General features: G+C 41.7%; 24 protein-coding genes. 13 read left to right on the top strand and 11 right to left on the bottom strand.

Features of this window, described 5'->3' with window-relative positions; genetic code table 11:
• Positions 1-51: 51 nt before the first annotated feature.
• Positions 52-1,230, bottom strand: a complete 1,179-nt coding sequence (locus tag MR041_RS00345; RefSeq protein ID WP_242091595.1) for a lipoprotein N-acyltransferase Lnb domain-containing protein — start codon at positions 1,228-1,230, stop codon at positions 52-54.
• A gap of 11 nt (positions 1,231-1,241) precedes the next feature.
• Positions 1,242-2,312 carry a putative type IX sorting system protein PorV2 gene (locus MR041_RS00340; protein ID WP_479686164.1) on the bottom strand — a complete coding sequence of 357 codons (1,071 nt, stop codon included), beginning with the start codon at positions 2,310-2,312 and terminating at the stop codon, positions 1,242-1,244.
• Positions 2,313-2,645: 333 nt separating this feature from the next.
• On the opposite strand from MR041_RS00340, the gene MR041_RS00335 reads away from it, so the two are divergent.
• Both MR041_RS00335 and MR041_RS00330 read left to right on the top strand, forming a co-directional pair.
• On the top strand, positions 2,646-3,374 hold the full coding sequence (locus MR041_RS00335) for a CDP-alcohol phosphatidyltransferase family protein (protein ID WP_242091594.1): 729 nt from the start codon (positions 2,646-2,648) through the stop codon (positions 3,372-3,374).
• A gap of 13 nt (positions 3,375-3,387) precedes the next feature.
• Positions 3,388-4,263 (top strand): DUF808 domain-containing protein, encoded by an 876-nt coding sequence (locus tag MR041_RS00330; RefSeq protein WP_242091593.1) that lies wholly within the window; start codon positions 3,388-3,390, stop codon positions 4,261-4,263.
• Positions 4,264-4,554: 291 nt separating this feature from the next.
• Here the strand turns inward: MR041_RS00330 and lptB are convergent, their stop codons facing one another.
• From lptB to MR041_RS00310, 4 genes are all read right to left on the bottom strand, one after another.
• Positions 4,555-5,295, bottom strand: coding sequence for an LPS export ABC transporter ATP-binding protein (gene lptB, locus MR041_RS00325; RefSeq protein WP_242091592.1), 741 nt, complete (start codon positions 5,293-5,295; stop codon positions 4,555-4,557).
• Positions 5,296-5,370: 75 nt separating this feature from the next.
• Complete coding sequence (locus tag MR041_RS00320) at positions 5,371-5,718, bottom strand: carboxymuconolactone decarboxylase family protein (RefSeq protein WP_242091591.1); 348 nt, start codon at positions 5,716-5,718, stop codon at positions 5,371-5,373.
• Complete coding sequence (tatC, locus tag MR041_RS00315) at positions 5,708-6,541, bottom strand: twin-arginine translocase subunit TatC (RefSeq protein WP_242091590.1); 834 nt, start codon at positions 6,539-6,541, stop codon at positions 5,708-5,710. Before tatC ends, MR041_RS00320 begins: the two co-directional genes overlap by 11 nt.
• On the bottom strand, positions 6,541-7,506 hold the full coding sequence (locus MR041_RS00310; protein ID WP_242091589.1) for a KpsF/GutQ family sugar-phosphate isomerase: 966 nt from the start codon (positions 7,504-7,506) through the stop codon (positions 6,541-6,543). Before MR041_RS00310 ends, tatC begins: the two co-directional genes overlap by 1 nt.
• A 202-nt stretch (positions 7,507-7,708) precedes the next feature.
• Here MR041_RS00310 and recQ point away from each other — a divergent pair, with 202 nt between their 5' ends.
• A complete protein-coding gene (gene recQ / locus MR041_RS00305; protein WP_242091588.1) occupies positions 7,709-9,913 on the top strand; it encodes a DNA helicase RecQ in 2,205 nt (734 codons plus the stop codon).
• 83 nt (positions 9,914-9,996) lie between these two features.
• On the opposite strand, the gene MR041_RS00300 is transcribed toward recQ, so the two are convergent.
• Entirely contained in the window at positions 9,997-11,607 is a 1,611-nt protein-coding gene (locus MR041_RS00300) for a sulfatase family protein (protein ID WP_339328744.1), read from the bottom strand.
• A 151-nt stretch (positions 11,608-11,758) separates the two neighbouring features.
• Here MR041_RS00300 and MR041_RS00295 point away from each other — a divergent pair, with 151 nt between their 5' ends.
• The 3 genes from MR041_RS00295 to MR041_RS00285 all read left to right on the top strand — a co-directional run bounded on the left by MR041_RS00295 (position 11,759) and on the right by MR041_RS00285 (position 13,801).
• On the top strand, positions 11,759-12,691 hold the full coding sequence (locus MR041_RS00295) for a peptidylprolyl isomerase (protein ID WP_242091586.1): 933 nt from the start codon (positions 11,759-11,761) through the stop codon (positions 12,689-12,691).
• 78 nt (positions 12,692-12,769) lie between these two features.
• On the top strand, positions 12,770-13,315 hold the full coding sequence (locus tag MR041_RS00290; protein WP_242091585.1) for a YfiT family bacillithiol transferase: 546 nt from the start codon (positions 12,770-12,772) through the stop codon (positions 13,313-13,315).
• Positions 13,316-13,801, top strand: coding sequence for a GNAT family N-acetyltransferase (locus MR041_RS00285; protein ID WP_242091584.1), 486 nt, complete (start codon positions 13,316-13,318; stop codon positions 13,799-13,801).
• On the opposite strand, the gene MR041_RS00280 is transcribed toward MR041_RS00285, so the two are convergent.
• Positions 13,798-14,355 (bottom strand): thioredoxin family protein, encoded by a 558-nt coding sequence (locus tag MR041_RS00280; RefSeq protein WP_242091583.1) that lies wholly within the window; start codon positions 14,353-14,355, stop codon positions 13,798-13,800. The genes MR041_RS00285 and MR041_RS00280 overlap by 4 nt on opposite strands.
• 192 nt (positions 14,356-14,547) lie before the next feature.
• Between MR041_RS00280 and MR041_RS00275 the strand changes: the two genes are divergently transcribed.
• The 4 genes from MR041_RS00275 to MR041_RS00260 are packed head-to-tail and all read left to right on the top strand — an operon-like array spanning position 14,548 to position 17,887.
• A complete protein-coding gene (locus tag MR041_RS00275; protein WP_242091582.1) occupies positions 14,548-15,555 on the top strand; it encodes a DUF3500 domain-containing protein in 1,008 nt (335 codons plus the stop codon).
• A 45-nt stretch (positions 15,556-15,600) separates the two neighbouring features.
• On the top strand, positions 15,601-15,936 hold the full coding sequence (locus MR041_RS00270) for a tRNA-binding protein (RefSeq protein WP_242091581.1): 336 nt from the start codon (positions 15,601-15,603) through the stop codon (positions 15,934-15,936).
• Positions 15,937-15,939: 3 nt separating this feature from the next.
• Positions 15,940-16,833: a bile acid:sodium symporter family protein gene (locus tag MR041_RS00265; protein WP_242091580.1), complete on the top strand. Its 894-nt coding sequence runs from the start codon at positions 15,940-15,942 to the stop codon at positions 16,831-16,833.
• A gap of 4 nt (positions 16,834-16,837) precedes the next feature.
• Positions 16,838-17,887: a 1-acyl-sn-glycerol-3-phosphate acyltransferase gene (locus MR041_RS00260; RefSeq protein WP_242091579.1), complete on the top strand. Its 1,050-nt coding sequence runs from the start codon at positions 16,838-16,840 to the stop codon at positions 17,885-17,887.
• 101 nt (positions 17,888-17,988) lie between these two features.
• Here the strand turns inward: MR041_RS00260 and MR041_RS00255 are convergent, their stop codons facing one another.
• Positions 17,989-18,366 (bottom strand): PUR family DNA/RNA-binding protein, encoded by a 378-nt coding sequence (locus tag MR041_RS00255; protein ID WP_242091578.1) that lies wholly within the window; start codon positions 18,364-18,366, stop codon positions 17,989-17,991.
• A 170-nt stretch (positions 18,367-18,536) separates the two neighbouring features.
• Positions 18,537-20,300 (bottom strand): ABC transporter ATP-binding protein, encoded by a 1,764-nt coding sequence (locus MR041_RS00250; protein ID WP_242091577.1) that lies wholly within the window; start codon positions 20,298-20,300, stop codon positions 18,537-18,539.
• A 228-nt stretch (positions 20,301-20,528) separates the two neighbouring features.
• On the opposite strand from MR041_RS00250, the gene nusB reads away from it, so the two are divergent.
• The 3 genes from nusB (at position 20,529) to yajC (ending at position 22,330) form a co-directional block, all read left to right on the top strand.
• The gene (gene nusB, locus MR041_RS00245; protein WP_242091576.1) at positions 20,529-21,473 is read left to right on the top strand and encodes a transcription antitermination factor NusB; all 945 of its coding nucleotides are present in this window, start codon (positions 20,529-20,531) and stop codon (positions 21,471-21,473) included.
• 83 nt (positions 21,474-21,556) lie between these two features.
• Complete coding sequence (locus MR041_RS00240) at positions 21,557-22,033, top strand: DUF1573 domain-containing protein (RefSeq protein WP_242091575.1); 477 nt, start codon at positions 21,557-21,559, stop codon at positions 22,031-22,033.
• 9 nt (positions 22,034-22,042) lie between these two features.
• On the top strand, positions 22,043-22,330 hold the full coding sequence (yajC, locus tag MR041_RS00235; protein ID WP_242091574.1) for a preprotein translocase subunit YajC: 288 nt from the start codon (positions 22,043-22,045) through the stop codon (positions 22,328-22,330).
• Between the two features lie 126 nt (positions 22,331-22,456).
• Here yajC and pepT read toward each other — a convergent pair whose 3' ends face one another.
• Positions 22,457-23,701 (bottom strand): peptidase T, encoded by a 1,245-nt coding sequence (pepT, locus tag MR041_RS00230; RefSeq protein WP_242091573.1) that lies wholly within the window; start codon positions 23,699-23,701, stop codon positions 22,457-22,459.
• Between the last annotated feature and the right edge of the window lie 8 nt (positions 23,702-23,709).

The following is a 23,709-nucleotide window of genomic DNA, read 5'->3' as shown; positions in this document are numbered from 1 at the left end:
TTGTTGGTAGTCTTTAGATGGTAGTTGGTAGTCTTTAGATTATGGTAATCATTATTTCAGCCTATTATAGTGGTATACCAAAAACAGGTAACGACAGGCTAATGCTATAAATAAGGGTATCAATCCTATGGCGAACACCTGAATACCGATGATCCAGTGCAGGGTCATCAAGGCCAGCAGGATGATCAGGAATTTGAGGTACTTGACAAACCAGGACTTCGGCTGTGTTTTCAGAAGTTGGGGGATCATGAACAGGTTCAGCGCAAAGGCCCATAACAGATTGTAATTCTGATGGGTGCCGGTATGGTCGGTGGCAAACCATAAGAGTAAGATAAATACCCCAACAATTCCTGTGACACTGAATAACACTACATCCAGCCAAGGACTCCGTTGCTTGTGTTGAAAGTCCCTGTAGGTGATGAAAAGGATGATGCAGGCTATCAGGCCAAATATACTCAGCGGACTGCTGATGAAACCATTGGATTTTGGTTGCTCCAACTTTTCGAACAACACCGAAGATGCAATGACCAGGGCCTGGTCGGGATTGGACTGCATATCGGCCGCAGCAAAAAAGCGATAGATGTTTTTCGGTAAAAACATGTGTTCGTAAGGCGAGGCCTCCCGATCGATGACCGATCCCAAAGCCACGTCGATACCCAAAGCCCCCCAGGAATTGAGCTTCAGATGCTCATGAATGAGTGTCCTGAAGGTTTTAGCCTCGAAGTCTTCAGGGACATAAAAGGCAATAGGATGATCGGAAATGTCCTCAACCACATCGCGAATTTTAGTGGCGCAATTATCGTAGAAGAAATCATAGAGATAGGCCCGGTTCTCTGGTCTGTAATTGTTAAGGAGATAATCGAATAATTGCTGTTTCTCGGTTGGCGACAAATTGAGCACCTGCGCCCTAATGGTTCTGTTCTGGGATACATAACTTTCATAGAAATCCTCATAGTAATCCAGTCCGATGAGGTAATTGAGCTTACCCTGGGCAAACTTGAGGTAAAAGTTGGGCGCGTTGAAATCGTAAACGCCATAGTTGAATACCAGGTCGATGCCCCTGATGTGATCCTTGATTCGGAACGCACTGTGTCCGAAGGCATCGTTCAAGGTGTAGCCCGGGCCAATGGTCAGCACACTGATTTCTGCTTCCGGTGATAATGTTTTGGGCTGACCTGCTGCTGTTAGGGCAGTGAAGAGGATAAAGAGCAGGAACAGTTGTTTACGCATGGAAAATGAGATTATCTAAAGATACTAAAATCGAGTTTTAAGGAGAAGACATTGGAATACAGCGCAACGCTCTGATCACCAATATCGGTAAAGGCATAATCTATCTGGATGCCGTTGTATTTAAAACCCACACCAAAACTCGGCTGAAAGGTGAGTTGCTCGGTATTGTCGATCTGCAGCTCATTCTGGAAATTACCCATACCGGCTCGTAGATAGACCATATCGATATAGGCAAATTCAAATCCAAGCGCCGGATTGATACTGGCAAAAGAGCTTGAAATGATATCATTGTTCTCTTCAAAACGCACATTCAGGTTGACGGCCGTCAGGAGTTTGTAATCGTAGTTAAAGGTGAGCATTTTGGAAACGCCCAGCTGTAATTTTGGAATGGTGATTTCGGTGGTTTCAGGCAATTCCTGATTTTGACCCGCCACGGCATCACGAATCGTGTTGAATTCATCTTCATCGATGGCCCAGGCATTGAAGGTCGTGGTAATGTCGCGCGCCATGAGGCCGAATTTCCAGTCATTTCCTGTTTCAAACTGTATCCCTAGATCCAGTCCAAAGCCCCAGGACGAGGCAAAATCCCCAATGATACGCCGAATCACCTTGGCATTCACCCCATAGTTCAGGCCTTCAACCGGGAGCGCCCTTGCATAGGAAAAGGTGAGCCCGTAATCGGCCGTGGAAAACAGGCTGATGCGGTCGTAGTTGATGTTGCCCTGCTCATCGATCAGCTGGGTGGTATTCAGGATGTCGTCCACCGCAAAACGGATCAGGGAGACAGCCACGGCACTCCTGTCATCCAGAGGCATGGCATAGGCCGCATAGTCGTAGTTGGCGATGTTCGCAAAATAACTGGAATGCATCAGGGCCAGTTGATTGTCTTCGAGTGCCAGCAGACCGGCCGGGTTCCAATAACCCGAATTGACATCAGAGGTATGGGAGGTGACCGCACTGCTCATGCCCAATGCGGCAGCATCGACTCCAATATTCATAAATTCATTGGAATATTTTCTGGTGGTCTGACTACTTAAGAGCAGACCGATCAGGCAGGATATGGTAGCGAGGTAAACTTTCAATCACAAATTTTTTACAAAGATGCACATAATTTACAATCTATAAACTTGAATTTAGAATAGTTATTGTTTTTATCTCTCGTTCTGTCTTATACACATGGGGTTTAAAGCCATGAATAGCTCTGATATAACGTCGGCTTAACAAATAATGAAGAACAGCAATTGCCCAGATTAGGTTTTTTAGCCTCATGACATAGTGCTGCCACTTATCTGTTAAGAAAAATTAATGGCTGATGGGTCTCAGACGCTTTTAGTTTGCTATTTTTACAGCGGTGCCGTCTTTCTGTTGGAGGCCGAGCGCTAAATTTTGAAAAGCTATTAACTGATCGTAAAGCCATGAAACGACATATTCCGAATACCATGACGCTGCTGAATTTATTGTGTGGTGCCATTGGGGTGATTCATGCCGTAAATGGCCAGTTTGTCGGTGCGGCTTTATTTGTCTTTTTAGGGATCTTTTTTGATTTTTTCGATGGGTTCTTCGCACGTAAACTAAAGGTGCAAAGTGACTTGGGTCTGCAGTTGGACTCCTTGGCCGATATGGTGACCAGCGGACTGGTACCGGGAGTAGTGATGTATAAATTACTGGATATGGCGACCTTGGACTGGGGGGGATCGGACCTGTCACAAACTATTGGGTTGCCATTAATTCCGCTGATAGGCTTGCTTATCCCTTTGGCCTCGGCCTATCGTCTGGCCAATTTCAATATCGACACCGAGCAGCAGAACTACTTCAAGGGCTTACCCACACCGGCCAATGCCTTGCTGATCCTGTCCTTACCCCTTATCATGGAATTTCAGAACAACGATGCCTTTAATGTCATCATTTTAAATAAGTGGTTCTTAATGGCCGTAACGCTGGTTAGTTGTTACCTTATGAATTCAGGTATCAGGCTGTTCGCCTTAAAGTTCAAGACATATAGTTTTAAGGCGAATGCTACGCGTTACATTTTTATTATGCTCTGTGTGGTATTGTTGATCATATTACAATTTGCGGCCATTCCCTTGCTCATTTTACTTTACATTGCCATGTCTGTTCTAGATAATTATTCTTCCAAACTATAAAACCATACCCTTTATGGCCTCAGGATTTTTTGCATTATTGGACGATATCGGGAGTTTAATGGACGATGTGGTCGTGATGAGTAAAATTACGACCAAGAAAACAGCAGGCATCCTGGGGGATGACCTGGCCGTGAATGCTGAAAAGGCCACAGGCTTTGTCTCTTCAAGGGAATTGCCCGTTATCTGGGCCATTTCAAAGGGATCCATGCTGAATAAGCTCATTATTTTACCCATAGCCTTTCTTTTAAGTGCCTTCGCTCCCTGGGCGGTGAAAGCAGCGTTGGTTCTGGGCGGAATTTATCTGGCTTTTGAGGGCGTTGAAAAAATTTATGAGGGTCTTGTTCACCGCAATCGTGAAGAAGAAGATCCTTCTTCTGAGATGGAAATTGAAAACCATTCGTTAACTAAAGAAAAAGAAAAGATAAAATCTGCTATAGTGACGGATTTTATCCTTTCGGTTGAGATTGTCATCATCGCACTGGGCACCGTTATCGGAAAGCCGCTGTTATTCCAGATCCTGGTGGTGTCTCTGGTTGCTGTTCTGGCTACCGTCGGGGTGTATGGCGTTGTGGCCTTAATAGTGCGGATGGATGATTTTGGGTTCAGACTGGTGAAGCTGAATGCGGAAAGGAAGAACACTATATTGGGCGGTATCGGGTATTTCCTGATTCGTGCTTTGCCCTGGGTGATAAAGAGCCTTTCTGTTATAGGCACTGTGGCTTTATTATTGGTGTCCGGAGGTATTTTTTCACATAACATTGATGTTTTTCATCATCTTTTAGAAGGCCTCCCCGGTTTCCTCAGGGATTTTATTATTGGATTCGCGGTAGGTCTGGCAGCGCTGCTCCTGGTTAAAATCTTTAAATGGATAAAGGGGGTGGTGTTTTGAGATGACCTAAAGGATGTATTAATCTTCTTTGATTCTATTATTGATTTATGGATTCCTGCTTTCGCAGGAATGACAGATCGTTGTCGAATATAACGATGGAAATATCAAATGTCTTCTATTTGGGATTCCCCGGCAGTTCATATTGCAGTATAATTGCATTACTGCATATCTTTTACACAATTACAAATTCGAATTCCTTTTGTCATTCCTGCGCAGGCAGGAATCTATTATTTTTTTATATGTTCTTTTTTGGGCGATGCAAAAAAGAAGATTAAAAAATAACTCCAAACCCTAATCCCTTATCTTCTTCTTCCGCAATTCGAAGTTCTGACCGAGGTACACTTTTCGTACCATGGCATCATTGGCCAGATCCTCAGGTTCGCCTGCTTTGAGAATACTGCCCTCGAACATCAAATAGGTTCGGTCGGTAATGGCCAGTGTTTCCTGCACGTTATGATCGGTTATCAGAATACCGATGTTCTTTTTTGTGAGTTGGGCCACAATGCGCTGTATGTCTTCAACCGCCACCGGGTCAACACCGGCAAAGGGTTCATCCAATAATATGAAGTTAGGATCGGTGGCCAGGGCTCTCGCAATTTCCGTACGTCGGCGCTCACCTCCGGAAAGGAGGTCACCACGATTCTTTCTGATGTGTCCCAGTCCGAACTCTTCGATGAGGGATTCCATTTTGAGATGTTGTTCCTTTTTACTCAGTTTGGTGAGCTGCAGTACGCTGAGAATATTATCTTCAATACTCAGTTTCCTGAATACAGAGGCCTCTTGGGCCAGATACCCGATCCCATTCTGCGCCCGCTTGTACATGGGATATTTCGTGATATCGGTGTTATCCAGATAGATGGTCCCGCCATTCGGTTTTATCAAACCAACGATCATATAAAATGAGGTGGTCTTTCCCGCTCCGTTCGGCCCTAATAGTCCCACGATTTCACCCTGCTGCACTTCAAGCGAAACATCCTTCACCACTTTTCGTCCGCTGTAGGACTTCATTAAGTTATTGGCTCTTAAAATCATAAATTACAAAATGAACGCTAAAATTAGTAAAATCATTAACATCACCCTAAGGCGCGGCCTTTATTTATCATTTGTTTAACGCTGCGATTCCAATGCGTCCCAAAACTCATAGGCACGTCGCAGGTGTGGAATAACGATCGTACCGCCGACTAAGGTGGCGATACTCAGTGCCTCAACAACCGCCTCTTTTTTCAGACCCAGGGTATGACAGGTTTCCAGATGGTATTTGATGCAATCGTCACATCGTAGTACCGCAGAGGCCACCAATCCCAAAAGCTCTTTGGTTTTGACGTCCAAAGCACCATCGGTGTAGGCATTGGTATCGAGATTGAAGATACGTTTGATGATCTTATTATTGTCTGAAAGAATTTTATCATTCATCCTGGAACGATAGGCATTGAACTCCTGAACACTATTTGACATGCTGTTTTTCTTTTTTACGTTCTTTTCGCAACACGAGCTTTGAAATTGAAATGCTCACCTGATATAAAATGATAATGGGGATGGCCACGATAACCTGACTGGCAATATCGGGAGGCGTGATAATGGCCGATAGCAACAAGACCACAACTAAGGCGTACTTTCGATATTTTCTCAATATTTCCGGGGTGACCAATCCGATCTTGGTTAAAAAATAGACGATAATGGGCAGCTCGAAAATGAGGCCTGAAGCCAATGCTGAAGACCGAACCAAAGCGATATAGGAACTGATATCAATCTGGTTATCGACTACCGTTGACACGCTGTAATTGGCCAGGAAGTTTATGGATAACGGTGTAATAACAAAATACCCAAAAAGGACCCCAATGAAGAATAACAGGGATGAGATGATGATGAATCCCCTGGAATGTTTTCTTTCATTTTCATGAAGTCCCGGACTGATAAAGTGCCACAACTGATAGATCACATAAGGAAAGGAGATCACAAAACCGGCTAGAATGGCTGTCCAGATATCGGCCGAGAACTGACCCGCCATAGTGCGGTTCTGGATGATCATGGGGATCTGTTCTGCACAAAAGGTGGTGTCCACATTAATGAAGGTAGCGGCCTTGCACAGCCCCCTGTAGGTCGGGAATTCCATGCTCAGGGGCGCAAATATGATATCATTGAAAATGAATCGGCTAAAAATGAATGCCAGTGTACCGACAATAACGACAGCCGTTACAATACGAATTAAATGCCACCTGAGATCCTCAAGATGGTCCAGGAACGACATCTCATTGATGTTCTTTTTCTGCTTTGCCATTAGATAATACCTTCTTTTATGAGATCGTGTAAGTGAATCACCCCGGCATAGGCCCCCTGGTCTTCAACTAAAAGTTGTGAAATCTCATTATTCTCCATAATGCTTTTGGCATCGACAGCCATAGCATCGATGTCTATGCGTTTCGGGTTCAGACTCATGATGTCCTTGGCGGTTAAGAGGGAGAGGTCATCCGCCTTGGCGAGCATCCGCCTCAGATCGCCATCGGTTATGATTCCAATAATTTTATCGTTTTCCACCACTGCGGTGACGCCTAACATTTTTTCGGTAATTTCCACAATAACCGCCTTGATATTGGCATTGCTGGTAACCTGCGGTTTTTGATTTACGGACGAAAGATCGCGTACCCTTAAATAGAGCCGTTTCCCAAGAGCACCTCCAGGATGGTATTTGGCAAAATCGCGACTTGAAAATCCGCGCAGCTCCAAGAGACAGATGGCCAGCGCATCGCCAATGACCAATTGGGCCGTTGTACTGGTAGTGGGGGCCAGGTTGTTCGGGCAGGCTTCCTTTTCGACGAAGGTATTCAAGGTGAAATTAGCCTGCTGGCTTAAATAGGAATCCGGGTTGCCCGTCATGGCGATCATTTTGTTCTTCGCACTCTTAATTAGAGGAACCAAAACCTTTATTTCCGGGGTATTACCGCTTTTTGAAATACAAATGACCACATCGTCCTTTAAGATCAAACCGAGATCACCATGAATGGCGTCGGCCGCATGCATAAAAATGGCCGGTGTTCCGGTGGAGTTTAATGTGGCCACAATTTTATTGGCAATAATGGCACTCTTTCCAATACCCGTTATGATGACACGTCCCTTCGAATTATATATGAGTTCAACAGCATTGGCAAAATCATCATCTATGAAATTTGACAGGTTTGAAATGGCCTGACTTTCCATTTCAATTGTAGACTTAGCCGTGCTGATAATACCGTTTTTTTGGTTCAAAATTTAATTATTTATGGTTGACCCTTTTAAAGAAATTGTTATCTTTAAGTAATTAATCGAATAAATCTTAAATTTATTTTCGACTATTTCGTTACAAAACTAACGAAAAAAACATTGAGGGATCTCTTATTAGTGGGACTAAATTTAATACCGCTTTAAGGTGTATTAGATTTCGTTGTATGTATTAATTTTTTCAGAATTCATGTTAATAGCAAAAAGTGATTTGCATGCTGCTTTAAAAAAGTATTTTGGATTTTCAACATTCAAAGGACTTCAGGAAGGTGTTGTTGAGAGTATTTTATCAGGGCATAACACCTTTGTTATTATGCCTACCGGTGGCGGAAAATCCTTGTGCTACCAGTTGCCCGCATTGATGCAGGAAGGAACGGCTATAGTGGTATCGCCATTGATCGCCTTGATGAAGAACCAGGTGGATGCCCTTCGCGGGGTGTCTCAGGAGGAGGGTGTGGCCCATGTATTGAATTCCTCTTTGAATAAAACCGAGGTAAAACGCGTAAAGGAAGATATTGTTAATGGAGTAACCAAGCTGCTTTATGTGGCTCCGGAGTCGCTTACGAAGGATGAAAATGTCGAATTTTTACGTTCTGTGAAAATAGCGTTCATGGCCATAGATGAAGCCCACTGCATCAGTGAATGGGGGCATGATTTCAGACCTGAATACAGAAACCTGAGACATATCATTGCCCGGATTGGCGATAACATTCCCATCATTGCCCTTACTGCTACGGCTACACCCAAGGTGCAGGAGGATATCTTAAAGAATTTAGGAATCCAGAATGCCAATGTATTCAAAGCCTCTTTTAACCGTCCGAATCTGTACTATGAGGTGCGTCCCAAGACCAAGCAGGTCGATGCCGATATCATCAGATTTATAAAACAGAATGAAGGCAAATCGGGTATTGTGTATTGCTTAAGCAGGAAACGTGTCGAGGAGCTGGCCCAGGTATTGCAGGTCAATGGCATTAAGGCGGTGCCCTATCATGCCGGATTGGATGCCAAGTCCAGATCGAGCTATCAGGATATGTTCCTGATGGAGGATGTGGATGTGGTGGTAGCCACCATAGCCTTTGGTATGGGCATTGACAAGCCTGATGTGCGATTCGTCATTCATCATGACATCCCGAAGAGTATCGAGAGCTATTACCAGGAAACGGGTCGTGCGGGTCGCGATGGCGGGGAAGGGCATTGTCTGGCCTTCTATTCATATAAGGATATAGAGAAGTTGGAAAAGTTTATGTCCGGTAAACCGGTTGCCGAGCAGGAGATTGGTCATGCGCTGTTGCAGGAGGTGGTGGCCTTTGCCGAAACCTCCATATCCAGGAGAAAATTTATTCTTCATTATTTTGGTGAAGCTTTTGATAATGAAACAGGTGAGGGCGGCGATATGGATGATAATGTGAGGCATCCCAAAAAGAAGCACGAAGCCAAGGAGGATGTTAAAGTATTGCTGGACATTGTGAAGCGCACGAACGAAAAGTACAAGGCAAAGGACCTGGTTATGGTTATTGTGGGTAAGGAAAATGCCCTTATCAATTCGCATAAAACGAATGAACAGCCGTTTTTCGGAAGGGGCAAGGAAAAGGATAAGAAGTACTGGATGGCCTTGTTACGACAGCTTTTGGTGGCCGGATATCTTAAAAAGGACATCGAGACCTATGGGGTGATCAGACTAACGGAGGCCGGTAGGGGCTTTATTGAAAGTCCGACATCGTTTATGATGACTGAAGACCATGTTTTTGATGGCGAACAGGACGATGGCAGTATCATTACAGCATCCAAAGGAGGAGGAGCTGTCGCCGATGAGGTGCTCATGCGGATGCTCAAGGACTTGCGCAAAAACAACGCAAAAAAATTGGGGGTGCCGCCATTCGTTATTTTTCAGGACCCCTCTCTTGAGGATATGGCCCTGAAATATCCGACAACCCTATCTGAACTGAGCAATGTGCACGGTGTTGGCGACGGTAAGGCCAAAAAGTATGGGAAGGATTTTGTGTCGCTCATTGCGCAATATGTAGAAGAAAATGATATTATAAGACCTGATGATTTAGTGGTGAAGTCCACAGGCAGTAATTCCACAAATAAATTATACATCATTCAGAATATTGACAGGAAATTACCTTTAGACGATATCGCTTCCTCCAAAGGCATGAGTATGGAAGATTTTATCAAGGAAATGGAAGCCATAGTTTACTCCGGCACCAAACTGAATATTAGCTATTGGATCGATGATATTCTGGATGAAGATCAGCAGGAAGAGATCCACGATTACTTCATGGAATCAGATACGGATAGTATAGATGCAGCTATCGATGAGTTTGATGGCGATTACGATGACGAGGAACTTCGTTTATACCGTATTAAATTTATCAGTGAGGTCGCTAACTGAGAACGAGTCGCCCTAAAATTTTTGGATACCCTTTTAAATTTGTATCGTCCGAATAGCATTAGTGATATGAACGTTAAGAAAGTCTATTTGATATAGCCTTTATCCTTATAGATCTGAATGTAATGATTGTTCAGACTGTCCGAATCTTTGTACTGCGTTCTCAAATCCTCAAGTTTTCCTTTTAGTTCCTTAACGATTTCAGCGTATTCCGGATCCTGATACACATTATGCATTTCATTAGGGTCTGTTTCGCTATCGTAGAGCTCCCATTCATCCACATCGAAATAGAAATGTATCAGTTTATAGCGTTTGGTGGCAATCCCGTAATGCCTTTTTACCGCATGCTCGGCAGGGTATTCATAATAATGATAATAAACGGCATCCCTGTCCCAATGTTCCTTCTGGCCTTTTAACAGCGGTACCAGGCTCTTACCTTGCATATCTTCCGGGACCTGAATTCCTGCAATCTCCAAAAAGGTTTGGGCGAAATCAAGGTTTTGTACCATTTCGTTTTCTGTTGTTTCAGGACCAATAACGTTAGGCCATTTGATGAGCAGCGGTGTTTTAAAGGATTCCTTGTACATGAAACGCTTATCGAACCAGCCATGTTCACCCAGATAAAAACCCTGGTCCGAGGTATACACCACAACGGTATTGTCGCTAAGGGATTCCGCATCCAGATAATCCAGTAAACGCCCCACATTTTCATCGACTGCAGCGATACAACCCAGATAATCCTGCATGTAACGCTGGTATTTCCACTGCATTAAGGTGGAATCGTTCATGCTGCCATACTGCGCCTTAAAGGTCTCGTTTATCGGAAGGTAAATGGAATCCCAACTGGCTCTTTGAGACGGTGTCATCCGATTGACGGCATTGTTGTTCAATCCTTTGTATTCGATGTTCAAGTCTGAAATCGTTTCCCGATTCAACTTAGTATCATACCCCAAATGCATGTGCTTAAAAATATTCATTTCAGCCGATGCGGCAGCCGAACCCCTGTGTTCATAATCATCGAACAATGTGGAAGGCTCAGAAAATGTTTTCTTAGTAAAGGTTTTGTAATGCCTTGATGCAGGTAACCAGCTGCGATGAGGTGCTTTATGTAAATACATTAATAAAAACGGTTTGCTGGTATCCCTGCGTTTTTCCATCCAGTCCAGGGTCAAATCGGTTATAATATCGGTTACATAACCATTCACAATGGTGTCTCCGGTATTGGTGATGAACTTAGGATTGTAGTAATGCCCCTGACCGGGTAGTATCTTGAATTCATCGAAGCCCTTCGGATTGTTACCAAAATGCAATTTGCCGAACATGGCTGTCTGATACCCCGCTTTTTGAAATAACTGCGGGAAGGTGACATTGGTGGTGTCGAAGGGTGACCGATTATCAATTTTACCATTGATATGAGAATGTTTCCCAGTTAATATCACGGCTCTGGAGGGAGCACATATGGAATTCGTCACACTGGCATTGGTAAATAGCATGCCTTCCCTGGCGAGACGATCGATATGAGGGGTTTGGATGAGACCATCGTCATAAGCACTAATGGCCTGATAGGCGTGATCGTCCGACATGATGAATACAATATTCGGCTTTTTAGGACGGTCTTCTTTAACCGATGTGCAGCTGATATTTAATAAAAAAAATATACCTAAGCAGCAGTATGAAAATCGTGATAATAGAAACACTTCGATGGAATTTTTAGTTGGTTAGGCTAATATATCAATAATTCCAGGAAGTGCTGCCCTGCCGTCTCATTTCTGACAATCTTTTTCAACTTCGTTTCACAGATAGGTGCGCAATGGTTATCTTTGCCACTCATTTAAAAAAATCAACAGCATGCAAGACGGATTATATGCAAAATTTAATACCTCTAAAGGAGAGATACTGGTTGCTTTGGAATACGAGAAGACCCCTGGAACAGTGGGTAATTTTGTGGCTCTGGCCGAAGGTGACCTCGAAAATTCAGTAAAGCCCCAGGGCACACCCTATTATGATGGTTTAAAGTTTCATCGGGTCATTCCGGATTTTATGATTCAGGGCGGATGTCCTCAGGGTACAGGAACCGGAAATCCGGGCTATAAATTTGATGATGAGTTTCATCCGGATTTAAAACATGATGGTCCTGGCATATTGTCTATGGCAAATGCAGGTCCCGGCACCAATGGAAGTCAGTTTTTTATCACCCATGTGGAAACACCGTGGTTAGACAATAACCATACGGTTTTCGGTAAAGTACACTCCGGACAGGAGGTGGTAGATGCCATTGCCCAGGGTGATATTATCGAAACCCTGGAAATAGTGAGAGTGGGTTCGGAAGCGGAAGCTTTTAATGCGGTCGAAGCCTTCAGGACCTTTGAAGGTGCCAGAGAAAAGCGCTTGGCTGAAGAAAAGGCCAAAGCCGAAGCCGAATTGGAAAAATTGGCTGCCGGATTTGATAAAACGGATAGTGGGCTGCGATACCGGATCCTTCAAAAAGGAAATGGTGTCAAGGCGGAAACGGGGAAAATGGTTTCTGTTCATTATAAAGGGCAGCTGGCTGACGGGACGGTATTTGATTCGTCTTACAAGCGTAACCAGCCTATAGATTTCACCATTGGTGTGGGTCAGGTCATTCCTGGATGGGATGAAGGTATTGGTCTGCTTAAGGTGGGCGACAAAGCGCGATTTGTGATACCCAGTCATCTGGCTTATGGTAGTGCAGGTGCAGGAGGGGTGATTCCACCAAATGCCACCTTGATTTTCGATGTTGAGCTGATGGATGTAAAATAAATGGAATCGGTCGTTCTGTTTATCAATATATATTGTGCAAAGACTATCTTTTAAGGTAGTCTTTTTTTATATTTATGCATGACAAAGGATGAATTAGAGTCGTTGCGCTATCCGATTGGGAAGTTTCGGGCTCCTGATGAGATTACAGCTGACGTGGTATCGGAATGGATTGCCATTTTAGAGCAATTTCCGTATCGACTGGAATCTCTGGTCAGGTTTTTAAACAAAACGCAATTAGAGACACCCTATCGACCGGGAGGATGGACTGTGAGACAGGTGATACACCATCTTTCGGATAGTCATCACCATAGTTACATTCGATTTAAATGGGCATTGACTGAAGATCGCCCTGTTATAAAACCGTATGATGAAAAGTTTTGGGCAGAGCTGCCTGATGCCAGCACCGGACCTATTGCCATGTCAATTGAGCATTTAAAGGCCGTGCATTACAAATTGGTATATATGCTGAAGAGAATCAATAAAACCCAATGGAATAACGTATTTATTCATCCGGATACGAATTCTGAAATTTCCCTGAAACTAAATGTTGGCATTTATGCATGGCATTCGAATCATCACTATGCCCATATTGAAAACCTGCTAAAGCGAAAGGGTTGGAATTAAATGATTAGACCGGTTCACATACATGACGCCCAGGCACTGCTCGATATTTACAATTACTATGTTGTGCATACCGCAGTCACCTTCGATATCAAACCCTTGTCCCTGGAGACCTTTCAAAACAAATTGGAAACTATTGATGCGGTGTATCCCTTCATTGTTTACGAGGAAAACGATACCATTCTGGGTTTTGCCTATGGAAGTCGGTTTCGGCCGAAACCTGCCTATGATTACGTTGTGGAATCAACCGTATACGTAAAGCACAATGCACATGGCAGGCAGATCGGTACCAAATTGTACGGTGAATTAATACATTTATTGAAACAGGAAAAATATACCAATGTTCTGGGTGTGCTCACCATACCAAATGAGGCCAGTGTAAAACTGCATGAAAAGTTCGGCTTTGAGAAAGTTGCTGAATTAAAGGATATTGGTTTTAAATTCAACACCTGGCAAACGATAGGAATTTGGCAATTGCATTTAGATTAAGGCTTCCATTTTATATTGCAGCCGATGCTTGGTTTTTGTGTTCTTGTATTTGCCTTTCCTTCAAGCAAGCATTGAAGGGCATGCCTTAAATCTTCCCCGCAGGGAGGAATGTCGTTTCCGGGACGGGAATCGTCGAGTTGTCCTCTGTATATTAATTTTAAATCCTTGTCAAAAAGGTATAAATCCGGCGTGCATGCGGCATCATAGGCCCTGGCCACCTCCTGAGTCTCATCGTAAAGATAAGGAAAGGGATAGCCTTCACGAAGGGCATGTTCTTTCATCTTTTCCGGACGGTCCTGAGGATAGTTCTCCACATCATTACTTGAAATGGCAACAAAGCCAATCCCTTTGTTCAGGAAATCGTGAGCCAAAGCAACCAGGGCCTTGTTGACATGGATCACAAAAGGACAGTGGTTACAAATAAACATAATAACTGTGCCGTGCGCTCCTTTTAACGCATTCAAGTCCATTTCTGATAGCGTTATGGTATCCATAAGCCTAAAATCCGGTGCCTGTGTTCCCAAAGGGAGCATATTTGAAGGTGTTCTTGCCATAAGATGAGTTTATTTCAAAATTAAGTATAAATGAGTAGAAAAAAGAAATAATGGGTTTGATATGATCTTAAATTAAGCCGAAAATTGCGTTCTCAGGACCGACGGATTTTTATAGAGCGGCAGCATTGAAAAATAATGGTTACATTTGAGAAAGACCAAAGTGGTTTTCAAGGTTCAACACAGTCGCAAATTATGAAAACATTAAAGTATACGGGGGCCCTACTTTTATTCATCCTGCTTATGGCATTTGTGAAGCGCTCCGATGATCCAACTCTTTTATTTTTGGATACATTGAATGCCGAACAGCGCAGTGAGGTGATGCACGAGTTTACGGATGCATCTCGCATTAAGTGGCATTTTCTGCCCAGTCAGATGTGGCCCAGAGAGGGCATCACGATAGGGGCCTTGAGTAAGCAGCAGAAAGACCTCTTTTTTAAGATGCTGCGAAGCTTTTTGGGTGAGGTGGGATACAACAAGACCCAACGCATTATTGATTTGGAAAATGTTTTGGCCGAGCTTCAAAACAATCCTGAATTCAGAGATGCCGGGGCCTATTTCATAGCCATTTATGGTAATCCGAGAAAAGACACCCTTTGGGGCTGGTCCTTCGAAGGGCATCATGTATCGTTGAACTTTACCATCTCAGATGGCAAGGTGGCTGTTGCTCCTCGATTTTTTGGATCCAATCCGGCCACTATCATGTCAGGCCCCAGAACTGGAGAACGCACCTTAGCCAGGGAAGAAGATCTGGCTTTCGCCTTCATGAATGCCTTGACAGCCGAGCAGAGAGCAAAGGCTGTTTTTAGGGAAGAGGCATTTCCGGATATCACAACTGCGAACCTACCGGAAGTAAAACCATTGGATCCCGTTGGTATTGCAGCAAAAGATTTAAAAACCGGTCAGCGTGACCTGTTGCGCAATTTGATTGATGAATACCTCAGTGCTTTGCCCGATCCATTAGCAGAGGCACGGCGAAAGACCATAAATAAAGAAGAATTTGACACTATTCGTTTTGGCTGGGCAGGGGCATTGTTAAAAGGAAAACCGCATTACTACAGGGTTCAAGGGAAAACCTTTCTGATAGAATTCGATAACACCCAGAACAATGCCAACCATATTCATCTGGTATGGCGTGATTTTGATGGTGATTTTGGCCGGGATCTGATACGCGAACATTATGAAAATTCGAATCATCATTAAACTCTAATTGACCTTAATTAGTTTTGTAATTTGTACTATTAGGATATGGAACACAGTATTCATTTTGATGATTTTACGAAGGTTGATTTTCGTGTGGGCACCATAATTGATGTGCAGGATTTTCCGAAGGCGCGTCAGGCGGCCTATCAACTTACCATTGACTTTGGACCTTTAGGTATTATGAAATCATCTGCCCAAATAACCTCCTTATACAGCAAAAGCGATTTATTGAACCGACAGATTATTGCCGTGGTGAACTTTCCGGTAAAGCAAATCGCTAATTTTAAGAGCGAATGCCTGGTACTGGGAGCGGTAAAAGAAAAAGATGTTATTCTTTTGCAACCGGAAATGAACGTTAAGAATGGAACTGTTGTGTCTTAAACTATGGTGGAACTCGATCAGGTAAGAATTAATTTCGATCAGACAGGTTTGTGGGTATTGAATATTGCTTTGGCCGTTGTTATGTTTGGTGTCGCCCTGGGCATAACTACAAACGATTTCAAACAGCTCCTTAAAGCTCCTAAATTACTTTTGGTCGGTATCGGTTCTCAATTTGTTTTGTTACCTCTGGTGACCTATTTCCTCATTGTCCTTATTAATCCTAAACCTAGTATTGCTCTGGGAATGTTTATGGTCGCGGCTTGCCCGGGTGGTAACATTTCAAATTTTATGACCCATCTGGCAAAAGGGAATTCAGCCTTATCGGTTAGTTTAACGGCTTTTGCAACCTTTTTGGCCATTTTTATGACACCTTTTAATTTCCAGTTCTACGGATCCCTATATCCACCCACTGCAGCGCTTTTAAGAATGGTGGAATTAAATATATTTGAACTGTTTAAACTCGTTGTAGTCATCCTGGGTATACCCCTGATTGTGGGGATGGTTCTGCGCAGCAAGAACGAACATCTGGCCTTAAGATTATCGCGATTATTGAAACCCATTTCAATTATTGTTTTTTGCATCATTGTTGTGATCGCCTTTGCACAGAATCTGGATGTTTTTTATGACCACATCCATCGCGTATTTGCCCTGTCGGTGACGCATAATTTAATTGCTTTCCTATTAGGATTTTTTGTGGCTCATCTGTTCAGATTGTCTCTTAATAACATAAAAACCATTACTATAGAAACAGGTATTCAAAATTCGGGATTGGGCCTATTGCTAATCTTTACCTTTTTTGAGGGGTTGGGTGGTATGGCCATAATAACGGCTTTCTGGGGTATCTGGCACATTATTTCAGGATTGATAATTGCATCCTTATGGGCGCGGAAAATATAGACTATTGAGAGATACTTTGGAACAGCTCTGGTTGCTTATTATTCGGACTTATATACGCATAGGTTTCTTTTTCTATTTCAAAAAAATAGAAGTTGTAAAGCAAGCTGAAATACCGAAAAACAAGGCGGTCCTGTTCTTGGCAAACCACCAGAATGCTTTACTTGATGCCTTGCTTATCGCCACAACCTGTGGTCGATTTTCCTATTTTCTGACCCGTGCTGCCGTATTTAAAAAACCTTGGGTCAGTAAGTTGTTACACACCCTAAGGATGTTGCCGGTATATCGCATTAGAGATGGTTGGAGTAACCTGACACAGAACAATTCTATTTTTAATACCTGTACGGATTTACTTCATGAAAAGGAAGCTGTTGCCATTTTTCCGGAAGGCAGCCATAATCTCAATAGAACGGTCAGACCTTTAAGTAAGGGTTTTACTCGGATTATCACTGAAACCCTGGAAAGGTATCCCGAAACCGATTTACACCTGGTACCTATCGGGTTTAATTTTCAAAGAGCTGAGGGATTCCCGGATCAGGTGTCGATTTATTATGGGACATCTTTTTCGGTAAAAGATATCACTATTACCGATAAAAATCAATTGATTCAGCATCTAAAGACCCGAGTGCATGATGATATCACTGGTCTTACCTCCCATATTCCATCGGACGGCTACGAATCGACATTGAAAAAGCTGGAAGCCATGGGTGCAGACTTTACAGATCCTGTGGCGGTTAACAGGTGTATGGCGAATGATTTTTCAGATTGTCATTTTAAAAAAGCAAGAGGTCCATTACCCCCATTATTACTAAAATTGTTTGATCTACTGTTTATCTGCAACATGATTGTCCCTTATGTGATTTGGAAATGGATGATAAAACCAAAAATAGTGGAGATTGAATTTCGATCGACATTCAGGTTTGCCCTGGCCATAACCCTGGGGCCACTATGGTTGTTGCTGTTCTGTTATATTGTATTTTCTGTATTCGGATGGGGAGTGACTATGATGTATTTCGTGATGGCGTTGACCCTTTCTTTAATTCGAGTTAAAGCTTAAGTAAGTTATTTTGTTGAAGCGGGGTAAATAACTAAAAAACCACCAAAACAAAAATTGTATTTAGTGGTTTATGGTTTAGTTTAGTTGAAAGTTAGTCAGTACTATATATCTTCGAAATCTATATCCGTAAAACTATCTGTGGATTTAATGGCATCTTCAGTAACCGATTCCCCGTTATCCGAAAAATTTTGTTCCTTTTTAAAGTCTTTTTGATGCCGTTCGCTAATCACCTCATTACCTTTTTCACTGATAATGTAATCGGTCATCTCAGCTAAAATTTCTTTAAATTCGTCAAAGTCTTCTTTATAGATGTAGATTTTATGCTTTTTATAATGAAAAGACCCATCGTCGTTGGTGAATTTTTTGCTTTCTGTAATTGTTAGGTAATAATCTTCCGCTTTCGTGGCCCTTACATCAAAAAAATAGGTGCGTCTTCCTGCTCTTAAAACTTTTGAAAAAATCTCCTCTTTCTCCATCATATCGTGTTATTCTTTAATGTTTTTTAATTAATATACTCGTTGTTGTATTCACCAAAAATCTAAAAAAAACCGTAACTAACCAACAATTTTTATAGTTTCTTTTATAATTCTTGATTTATACCACATGTCTGTATAGATCTCAATGTGCCTCGGATATGGTATTAGTTCAGCTACAGGTGACCCGCTGCTGACTCGCTAAGCTGTTTTAAGTAGAGGTGTTTATAATATCCTTCAATGTTTATTAATTCCTCGTGGGTTCCTTCTTGTACGATGTGGCCATTTTCCAGGACCACAATTTTATCTGCATTTTTAGCTGAAGACACCCTGTGACTCACAATAACCGTAGTTTTATTGTTAGAAATCCTATTTAGATTTTTCAGTATTTTCTCTTCCGTTTCTGTATCAACAGCACTGAGACAATCATCGAACAGTAAGATGTTCGGAGCTTTTATTATGGCACGGGCTATGGATACTCTTTGTTTCTGTCCTCCGGAAAGTGTGATACCGCGTTCGCCCAATACCGTATTGTAGCCATTTTTAAATGTCACAATGTTTTTATGGACATGGGCCAGTTTTGCAGCCTGAATCACATCATCGTCTGAAGCATCTTCCTTACCGAACTTTATATTGTTTTTGATGCTGTCTGAAAATAAGAAGGCATCCTGAGGAACATATCCTATATCGTTTCGTAAATTGTTGAGATTGAGTTGCGAAATCGGCACATCATTAATCGTCAAAGTTCCCGAATCGATATCATATAACCTGCAGATCAAATCCAGAATGGTGGATTTTCCGGAACCTGTTTTACCTAAAATAGCAACCGTTTCTCCTTTCTTAATAGTGAGGTTGATATTATGTAGGGCCTGTATGTTCGTATCGTCATAGGTGAACGATACATCCTTAAAAACGATATCACCATCAATTTCGGTGGCATAATCAACCGTGTTTGTTATTTCAGGTTCAATTTTTAAAAACTCGTTGATGCGTTTCTGAGATGCTTCAGCCTGTTGCACAATAGAAGTGACCCAGCCTACGGTGGCTACCGGCCATGTGAGCATGTTGACGTAAATTATGAATTCGGCAATGGTACCCAGACTTTCAATTTCACCATTCATATACTGCATGCCCCCAATGTAAATAACGAGCAAGTTACTGGTTCCGATCAATAATATCATCATCGGGAAAAACCACGCCTGAACACGTGTTAGACTGATTTGTTTTTCCTTGCTTTCCATGGCAAGAGTATTGAAGTTCTTACTCGTTAAAGGCTCTATTCCATAGGCTTTAATTACAGATATCCCACTAAAAGACTCCTGAGTATAAGTCGATAAATTAGAGAGGTATTCCTGAACAATGGTGCTGCGCTTGTGAATTTCTCTGCTCAACTTGTAAATGATAACCGATAAAATGGGTAATGGAATTACGGTATACAGGGTTAATTTAGGTGATGCATTTACCATATAAATGATAACAATAACAAAAAGTGTAATCGTATTGATGCTGTACATTAACGCCGGACCGACATACATACGGACCCGGCCCACATCTTCACTGATCCGATTCATTAAATCGCCGGTTCTGTTTTTTTTATAAAAGTTGAGCGATAACTTTTGGTATTGTCGGTACACTTCATTTTTTAGGTCGAATTCAATATACCGGGATACATTTATTATAGTTTGGCGCATAAAGAAGGTCAGAATAGCCCCTATTAATGCTGAAACCACAATGTAAAGAATGGCCTCAATGAGTTCAGCCCTGAAAACATCATTTGAAATGGATTGATTAAGCCCCTGTTCAACAACAATAAATATCTTTTTTACATAGCGCGGCGTGTAAAGTAAAAAGATCCTTGCAACTATGGTAATGATAACACCAATGATTAGGTAGGTCTTATATTTGTAAAAGTATTTATTTAAATGCTGGAGTGCTTTCATTTAAAAACAGATAATCCTTGCTGTTGCATTTTGAATTAAGTAAGCAAATATACGCGATTTGGAATACAATAAGGGGTTACTTGGATTGGTGTAGTGTTAAATATTATATAAAAATTAAAGGCAATAAATATGTTGATTTCAACTTGGAATTACCAAAATAGTCTTATTTTTGTGCGCGAAATGAGATGCTTTAATTAAACTTTATTTATTTCGAAGTTCTTTGTAATTATGCTTAACAGAAGACATATTAGGGTGAAGGTAATGCAATCTATTTATGCATTAAGGGGAAGCGAAAGCGACGATTTGTCAAAACCTCAAAAATTTCTTTTGTTCAGCATCGAAAACATGTACAACTTGTATTTGTTACTCATGGCCCTACTCGTTGAGGTACAAAAGCGGGCAGAATCGGATTTACAAAAAAAGCAGAATAAGCATCTAGCCACACAGGAAGATAAGAATCCCAACAGAAAGTTCGTGAATAACGAACTTTTATTACTTCTCAAGGATAATGGCTTGCTGTCAGAACACTTAAATTCCCATAACATACAAAATTGGCAGCTGGATGATGAGTACGTGAATATCATTTTTAAGGCTATTATTAAAAGTGAGCATTACAATACGTATATGCAAACAAGAACCTCAAGCTTTAACGAGGATAAGGAATTTATAATCGACATTTTTAAAGAGGTGATTGCTCCAAATCAGAAACTTTACGAATATATTGAGGATAAGCACCTGACCTGGTTGGACGATCTGCCGACTGTGAATACAACTATTTTAAAACTTTTAAGAAAGGTGAGGCCTGCCACGTCGGAACAGCATTTCGTGCCTAGACTCTATAAGGATCCGGAAGACAAGACATTCGCACTTGATTTGTTTAAAAAAACAGTGTTGAATACTGCAGCTCTGAATGAAGAAATAGCTCAGAAAACAAAAAATTGGGATGCAGACCGTATTGCGGATGTAGACTTTGTTTTGCTGCAAATGGCCATTTGCGAAATTAAGGAGTTTCCGTCCATACCTGTAAAAGTTACCATCAATGAATATTTGGAAATAGCCAAAGAATACTCTACCTCACGAAGTAGTATTTTTATAAATGGCATTTTAGATAAGTTGGTAAAGGAGTATCAAAATAGCCATACATTAAATAAATCAGGACGAGGTTTGCGCTAATTTTCTGTTAAGAACCTTACAAAAATTTTAAAACGGTTAAATATTTGTTATTTTTACGAACTAAAAATTAAAAACCCACTATTATGAATAAATTAATTTTAGGATTAAGTGTATTATGTTTTGTTTCCTTTACGTCATGTAAGGAAAATGCAGCCAAAAAAATAGAAGAAAATAATGTGGCTCAAGCTGCTGAGCGAGATGCAGTCGCTTCTAAATTCCCTGTTATTGAATTTGATAAAACAGAGCATGATTTTGGCGAAATTGAAGCCAAAACCAATGTTGAAACGGTCTTTAAATATACCAATACCGGTGAGGCCCCTTTGGTAATAACAGATATTAAGAGTTCTTGTGGTTGTACTGTACCTAAGGATTGGAGCAGAGACCCTTTAGCCCCTGGAGATTCCGGAGAATTTACAGTTAAGTTTAATGGTAGTGGTACGAACAAGGTATCCAAAACCATCACGGTAACAGCGAACACTGAAAAAGGAACAGAAACGGTTAAAATCACAGCTTTTGTAAAGCCGGATCCAAATAAAACGGCTGCAGCTGCAGCACAATAAAAGTAAGACATGGGAGAAGGAATGGGGTCTTTTTTACCCCTAATTTTGATGTTTGCGGTGGTCTATTTTTTTATGATTGCCCCGCAGATGAAACGGGCTAAAAGAGAAAAAAAGTTTATCTCCGAGTTAAAGCGAGGTGATAAAGTTGTAACCAAAAGTGGTCTGCACGGTAAAATTGCTGAGTTGAATGACAAAGACAATAGTTGTGTTATTGAAACATTAGCAGGTAAACTCAAGTTTGACAGATCAGCGATCTCTCTGGAGATGACTAACAAAGCCAATGCCCCGGCCAAATAGGTTTGGCTACAGCAAAATAAGTATAAAGCCTCCCAACAGGAGGCTTTTTTATGCTTACATCTCCTCAAGCTTTAATATGCTTTCCAATGCTTATTTAAGTAGGCTGTTACCGTCTGTAAAAGGTATTCAATCCTTTTGAAAGCGGGGCGTTAGTTCAGCTATTTTACATATCACTTCCGTGGCCTTGATCATGCTTTCAACGGGGATATATTCGTAGCGTCCGTGAAAATTGTGACCTCCTGCAAATATATTCGGGCAGGGTAGACCCATATAGCTCAATTGGGATCCGTCCGTACCTCCTCTAATGGCTTTGATAATAGGTTCAATACCGAGTTGCACCATGGCTTCTTCGGCGATATCAACAATGTGCATGACGGGTTCTATTTTTTCCCGCATATTGTAATATTGATCTTTAATTTCGGTCACAACAACTTCTTTGCCGTATTGCGAGTTAAGCTCATTCGTCAATTTCACCATGACTTCCTTTCGCGCTTTAAAATGTCCGGCATCATGATCCCGAATAATATATTCCAATTGTGTTTCCTCCACACTACCGGTCATATGATGCAAATGAAAAAATCCCTGATAGCCTTCGGTGTGTTCCGGGGTTTCAAATTTGGGCAGTGAATTTATAAATTCTGTGGCTATATACATGGAGTTGATTAATTTGCCCTTTGCATATCCCGGATGTACGATCTTGCCTTTAACTTTAACAACGGCACTTGCCGCATTAAAATTTTCAAATTCCAATTCACCGATTTGGCTTCCGTCCATTGTATAGGCCCAATCCGCCCCAAATTTTTCAACATCAAATTTATGTGCGCCTCGGCCTATTTCTTCATCCGGAGTAAAGCCTACTCTAATTTTACCATGTTTAATCTCAGGATGATTTATAAGATACTCCATAGCCGATACAATTTCGCATATTCCGGCCTTATCATCGGCACCTAAAAGGGTTGTGCCATCGGTGGTTATAAGGGTTTGTCCAATATACTGACGTAAATCTTCAAAATACTCAGGTGACAATACAATGTGCTCTGCTTTGTTTAATACAATATCCCCACCGTGGTAATTCTCAAATATCTGTGGCTTTACATCAGCTCCGGTAAAATCCGGTGAGGTGTCAAAATGAGAAATAAATCCTATGGTTGGTACATCATCTTCTATATTACTCGGTAATGTTGCCATGATATAGGCATTGTCGTCAATAGTCACTTCTTGCATCCCAATGGATTGAAGCTCTTTGACCAACAAATTGGCTAAATCCCATTGTTTTTTCGTGCTAGGAGTCGTATCTGATTTTGGGTCCGATTGTGTGTCTACGGTAACATAACTCACAAAACGTTTTATTATATCTTTTTTAGAAATCATGGTATCAC

It is taken from the genome of Aestuariivivens sediminicola (assembly GCF_022662015.1).
Lineage (GTDB): Bacteria > Bacteroidota > Bacteroidia > Flavobacteriales > Flavobacteriaceae > Aestuariivivens > Aestuariivivens sediminicola.
The sequence above is the reverse complement of the archived record's forward strand: the minus strand, read 5'-3'. Positions and strand labels throughout refer to the sequence as shown.

Excerpts from the sequence above, each read along its gene's own strand:
- MR041_RS00345 (WP_242091595.1), bottom strand. The coding sequence starts at position 1,230 with ATGCGTAAACAACTGTTCCTGCTCTTTATCCTCTTCACTGCCCTAACA.
- MR041_RS00335 (WP_242091594.1), top strand. The coding sequence starts at position 2,646 with ATGAAACGACATATTCCGAATACCATGACGCTGCTGAATTTATTGTGT.
- MR041_RS00330 (WP_242091593.1), top strand. The coding sequence starts at position 3,388 with ATGGCCTCAGGATTTTTTGCATTATTGGACGATATCGGGAGTTTAATG.
- lptB (WP_242091592.1), bottom strand. The coding sequence starts at position 5,295 with ATGATTTTAAGAGCCAATAACTTAATGAAGTCCTACAGCGGACGAAAA.
- MR041_RS00320 (WP_242091591.1), bottom strand. The coding sequence starts at position 5,718 with ATGTCAAATAGTGTTCAGGAGTTCAATGCCTATCGTTCCAGGATGAAT.
- tatC (WP_242091590.1), bottom strand. The coding sequence starts at position 6,541 with ATGGCAAAGCAGAAAAAGAACATCAATGAGATGTCGTTCCTGGACCAT.
- recQ (WP_242091588.1), top strand. The coding sequence starts at position 7,709 with ATGTTAATAGCAAAAAGTGATTTGCATGCTGCTTTAAAAAAGTATTTT.
- MR041_RS00295 (WP_242091586.1), top strand. The coding sequence starts at position 11,759 with ATGCAAGACGGATTATATGCAAAATTTAATACCTCTAAAGGAGAGATA.
- MR041_RS00290 (WP_242091585.1), top strand. The coding sequence starts at position 12,770 with ATGACAAAGGATGAATTAGAGTCGTTGCGCTATCCGATTGGGAAGTTT.
- MR041_RS00285 (WP_242091584.1), top strand. The coding sequence starts at position 13,316 with ATGATTAGACCGGTTCACATACATGACGCCCAGGCACTGCTCGATATT.
- MR041_RS00280 (WP_242091583.1), bottom strand. The coding sequence starts at position 14,355 with ATGGCAAGAACACCTTCAAATATGCTCCCTTTGGGAACACAGGCACCG.
- MR041_RS00275 (WP_242091582.1), top strand. The coding sequence starts at position 14,548 with ATGAAAACATTAAAGTATACGGGGGCCCTACTTTTATTCATCCTGCTT.
- MR041_RS00270 (WP_242091581.1), top strand. The coding sequence starts at position 15,601 with ATGGAACACAGTATTCATTTTGATGATTTTACGAAGGTTGATTTTCGT.
- MR041_RS00265 (WP_242091580.1), top strand. The coding sequence starts at position 15,940 with ATGGTGGAACTCGATCAGGTAAGAATTAATTTCGATCAGACAGGTTTG.
- MR041_RS00255 (WP_242091578.1), bottom strand. The coding sequence starts at position 18,366 with ATGATGGAGAAAGAGGAGATTTTTTCAAAAGTTTTAAGAGCAGGAAGA.
- MR041_RS00250 (WP_242091577.1), bottom strand. The coding sequence starts at position 20,300 with ATGAAAGCACTCCAGCATTTAAATAAATACTTTTACAAATATAAGACC.
- nusB (WP_242091576.1), top strand. The coding sequence starts at position 20,529 with ATGCTTAACAGAAGACATATTAGGGTGAAGGTAATGCAATCTATTTAT.
- MR041_RS00240 (WP_242091575.1), top strand. The coding sequence starts at position 21,557 with ATGAATAAATTAATTTTAGGATTAAGTGTATTATGTTTTGTTTCCTTT.
- yajC (WP_242091574.1), top strand. The coding sequence starts at position 22,043 with ATGGGAGAAGGAATGGGGTCTTTTTTACCCCTAATTTTGATGTTTGCG.
- pepT (WP_242091573.1), bottom strand. The coding sequence starts at position 23,701 with ATGATTTCTAAAAAAGATATAATAAAACGTTTTGTGAGTTATGTTACC.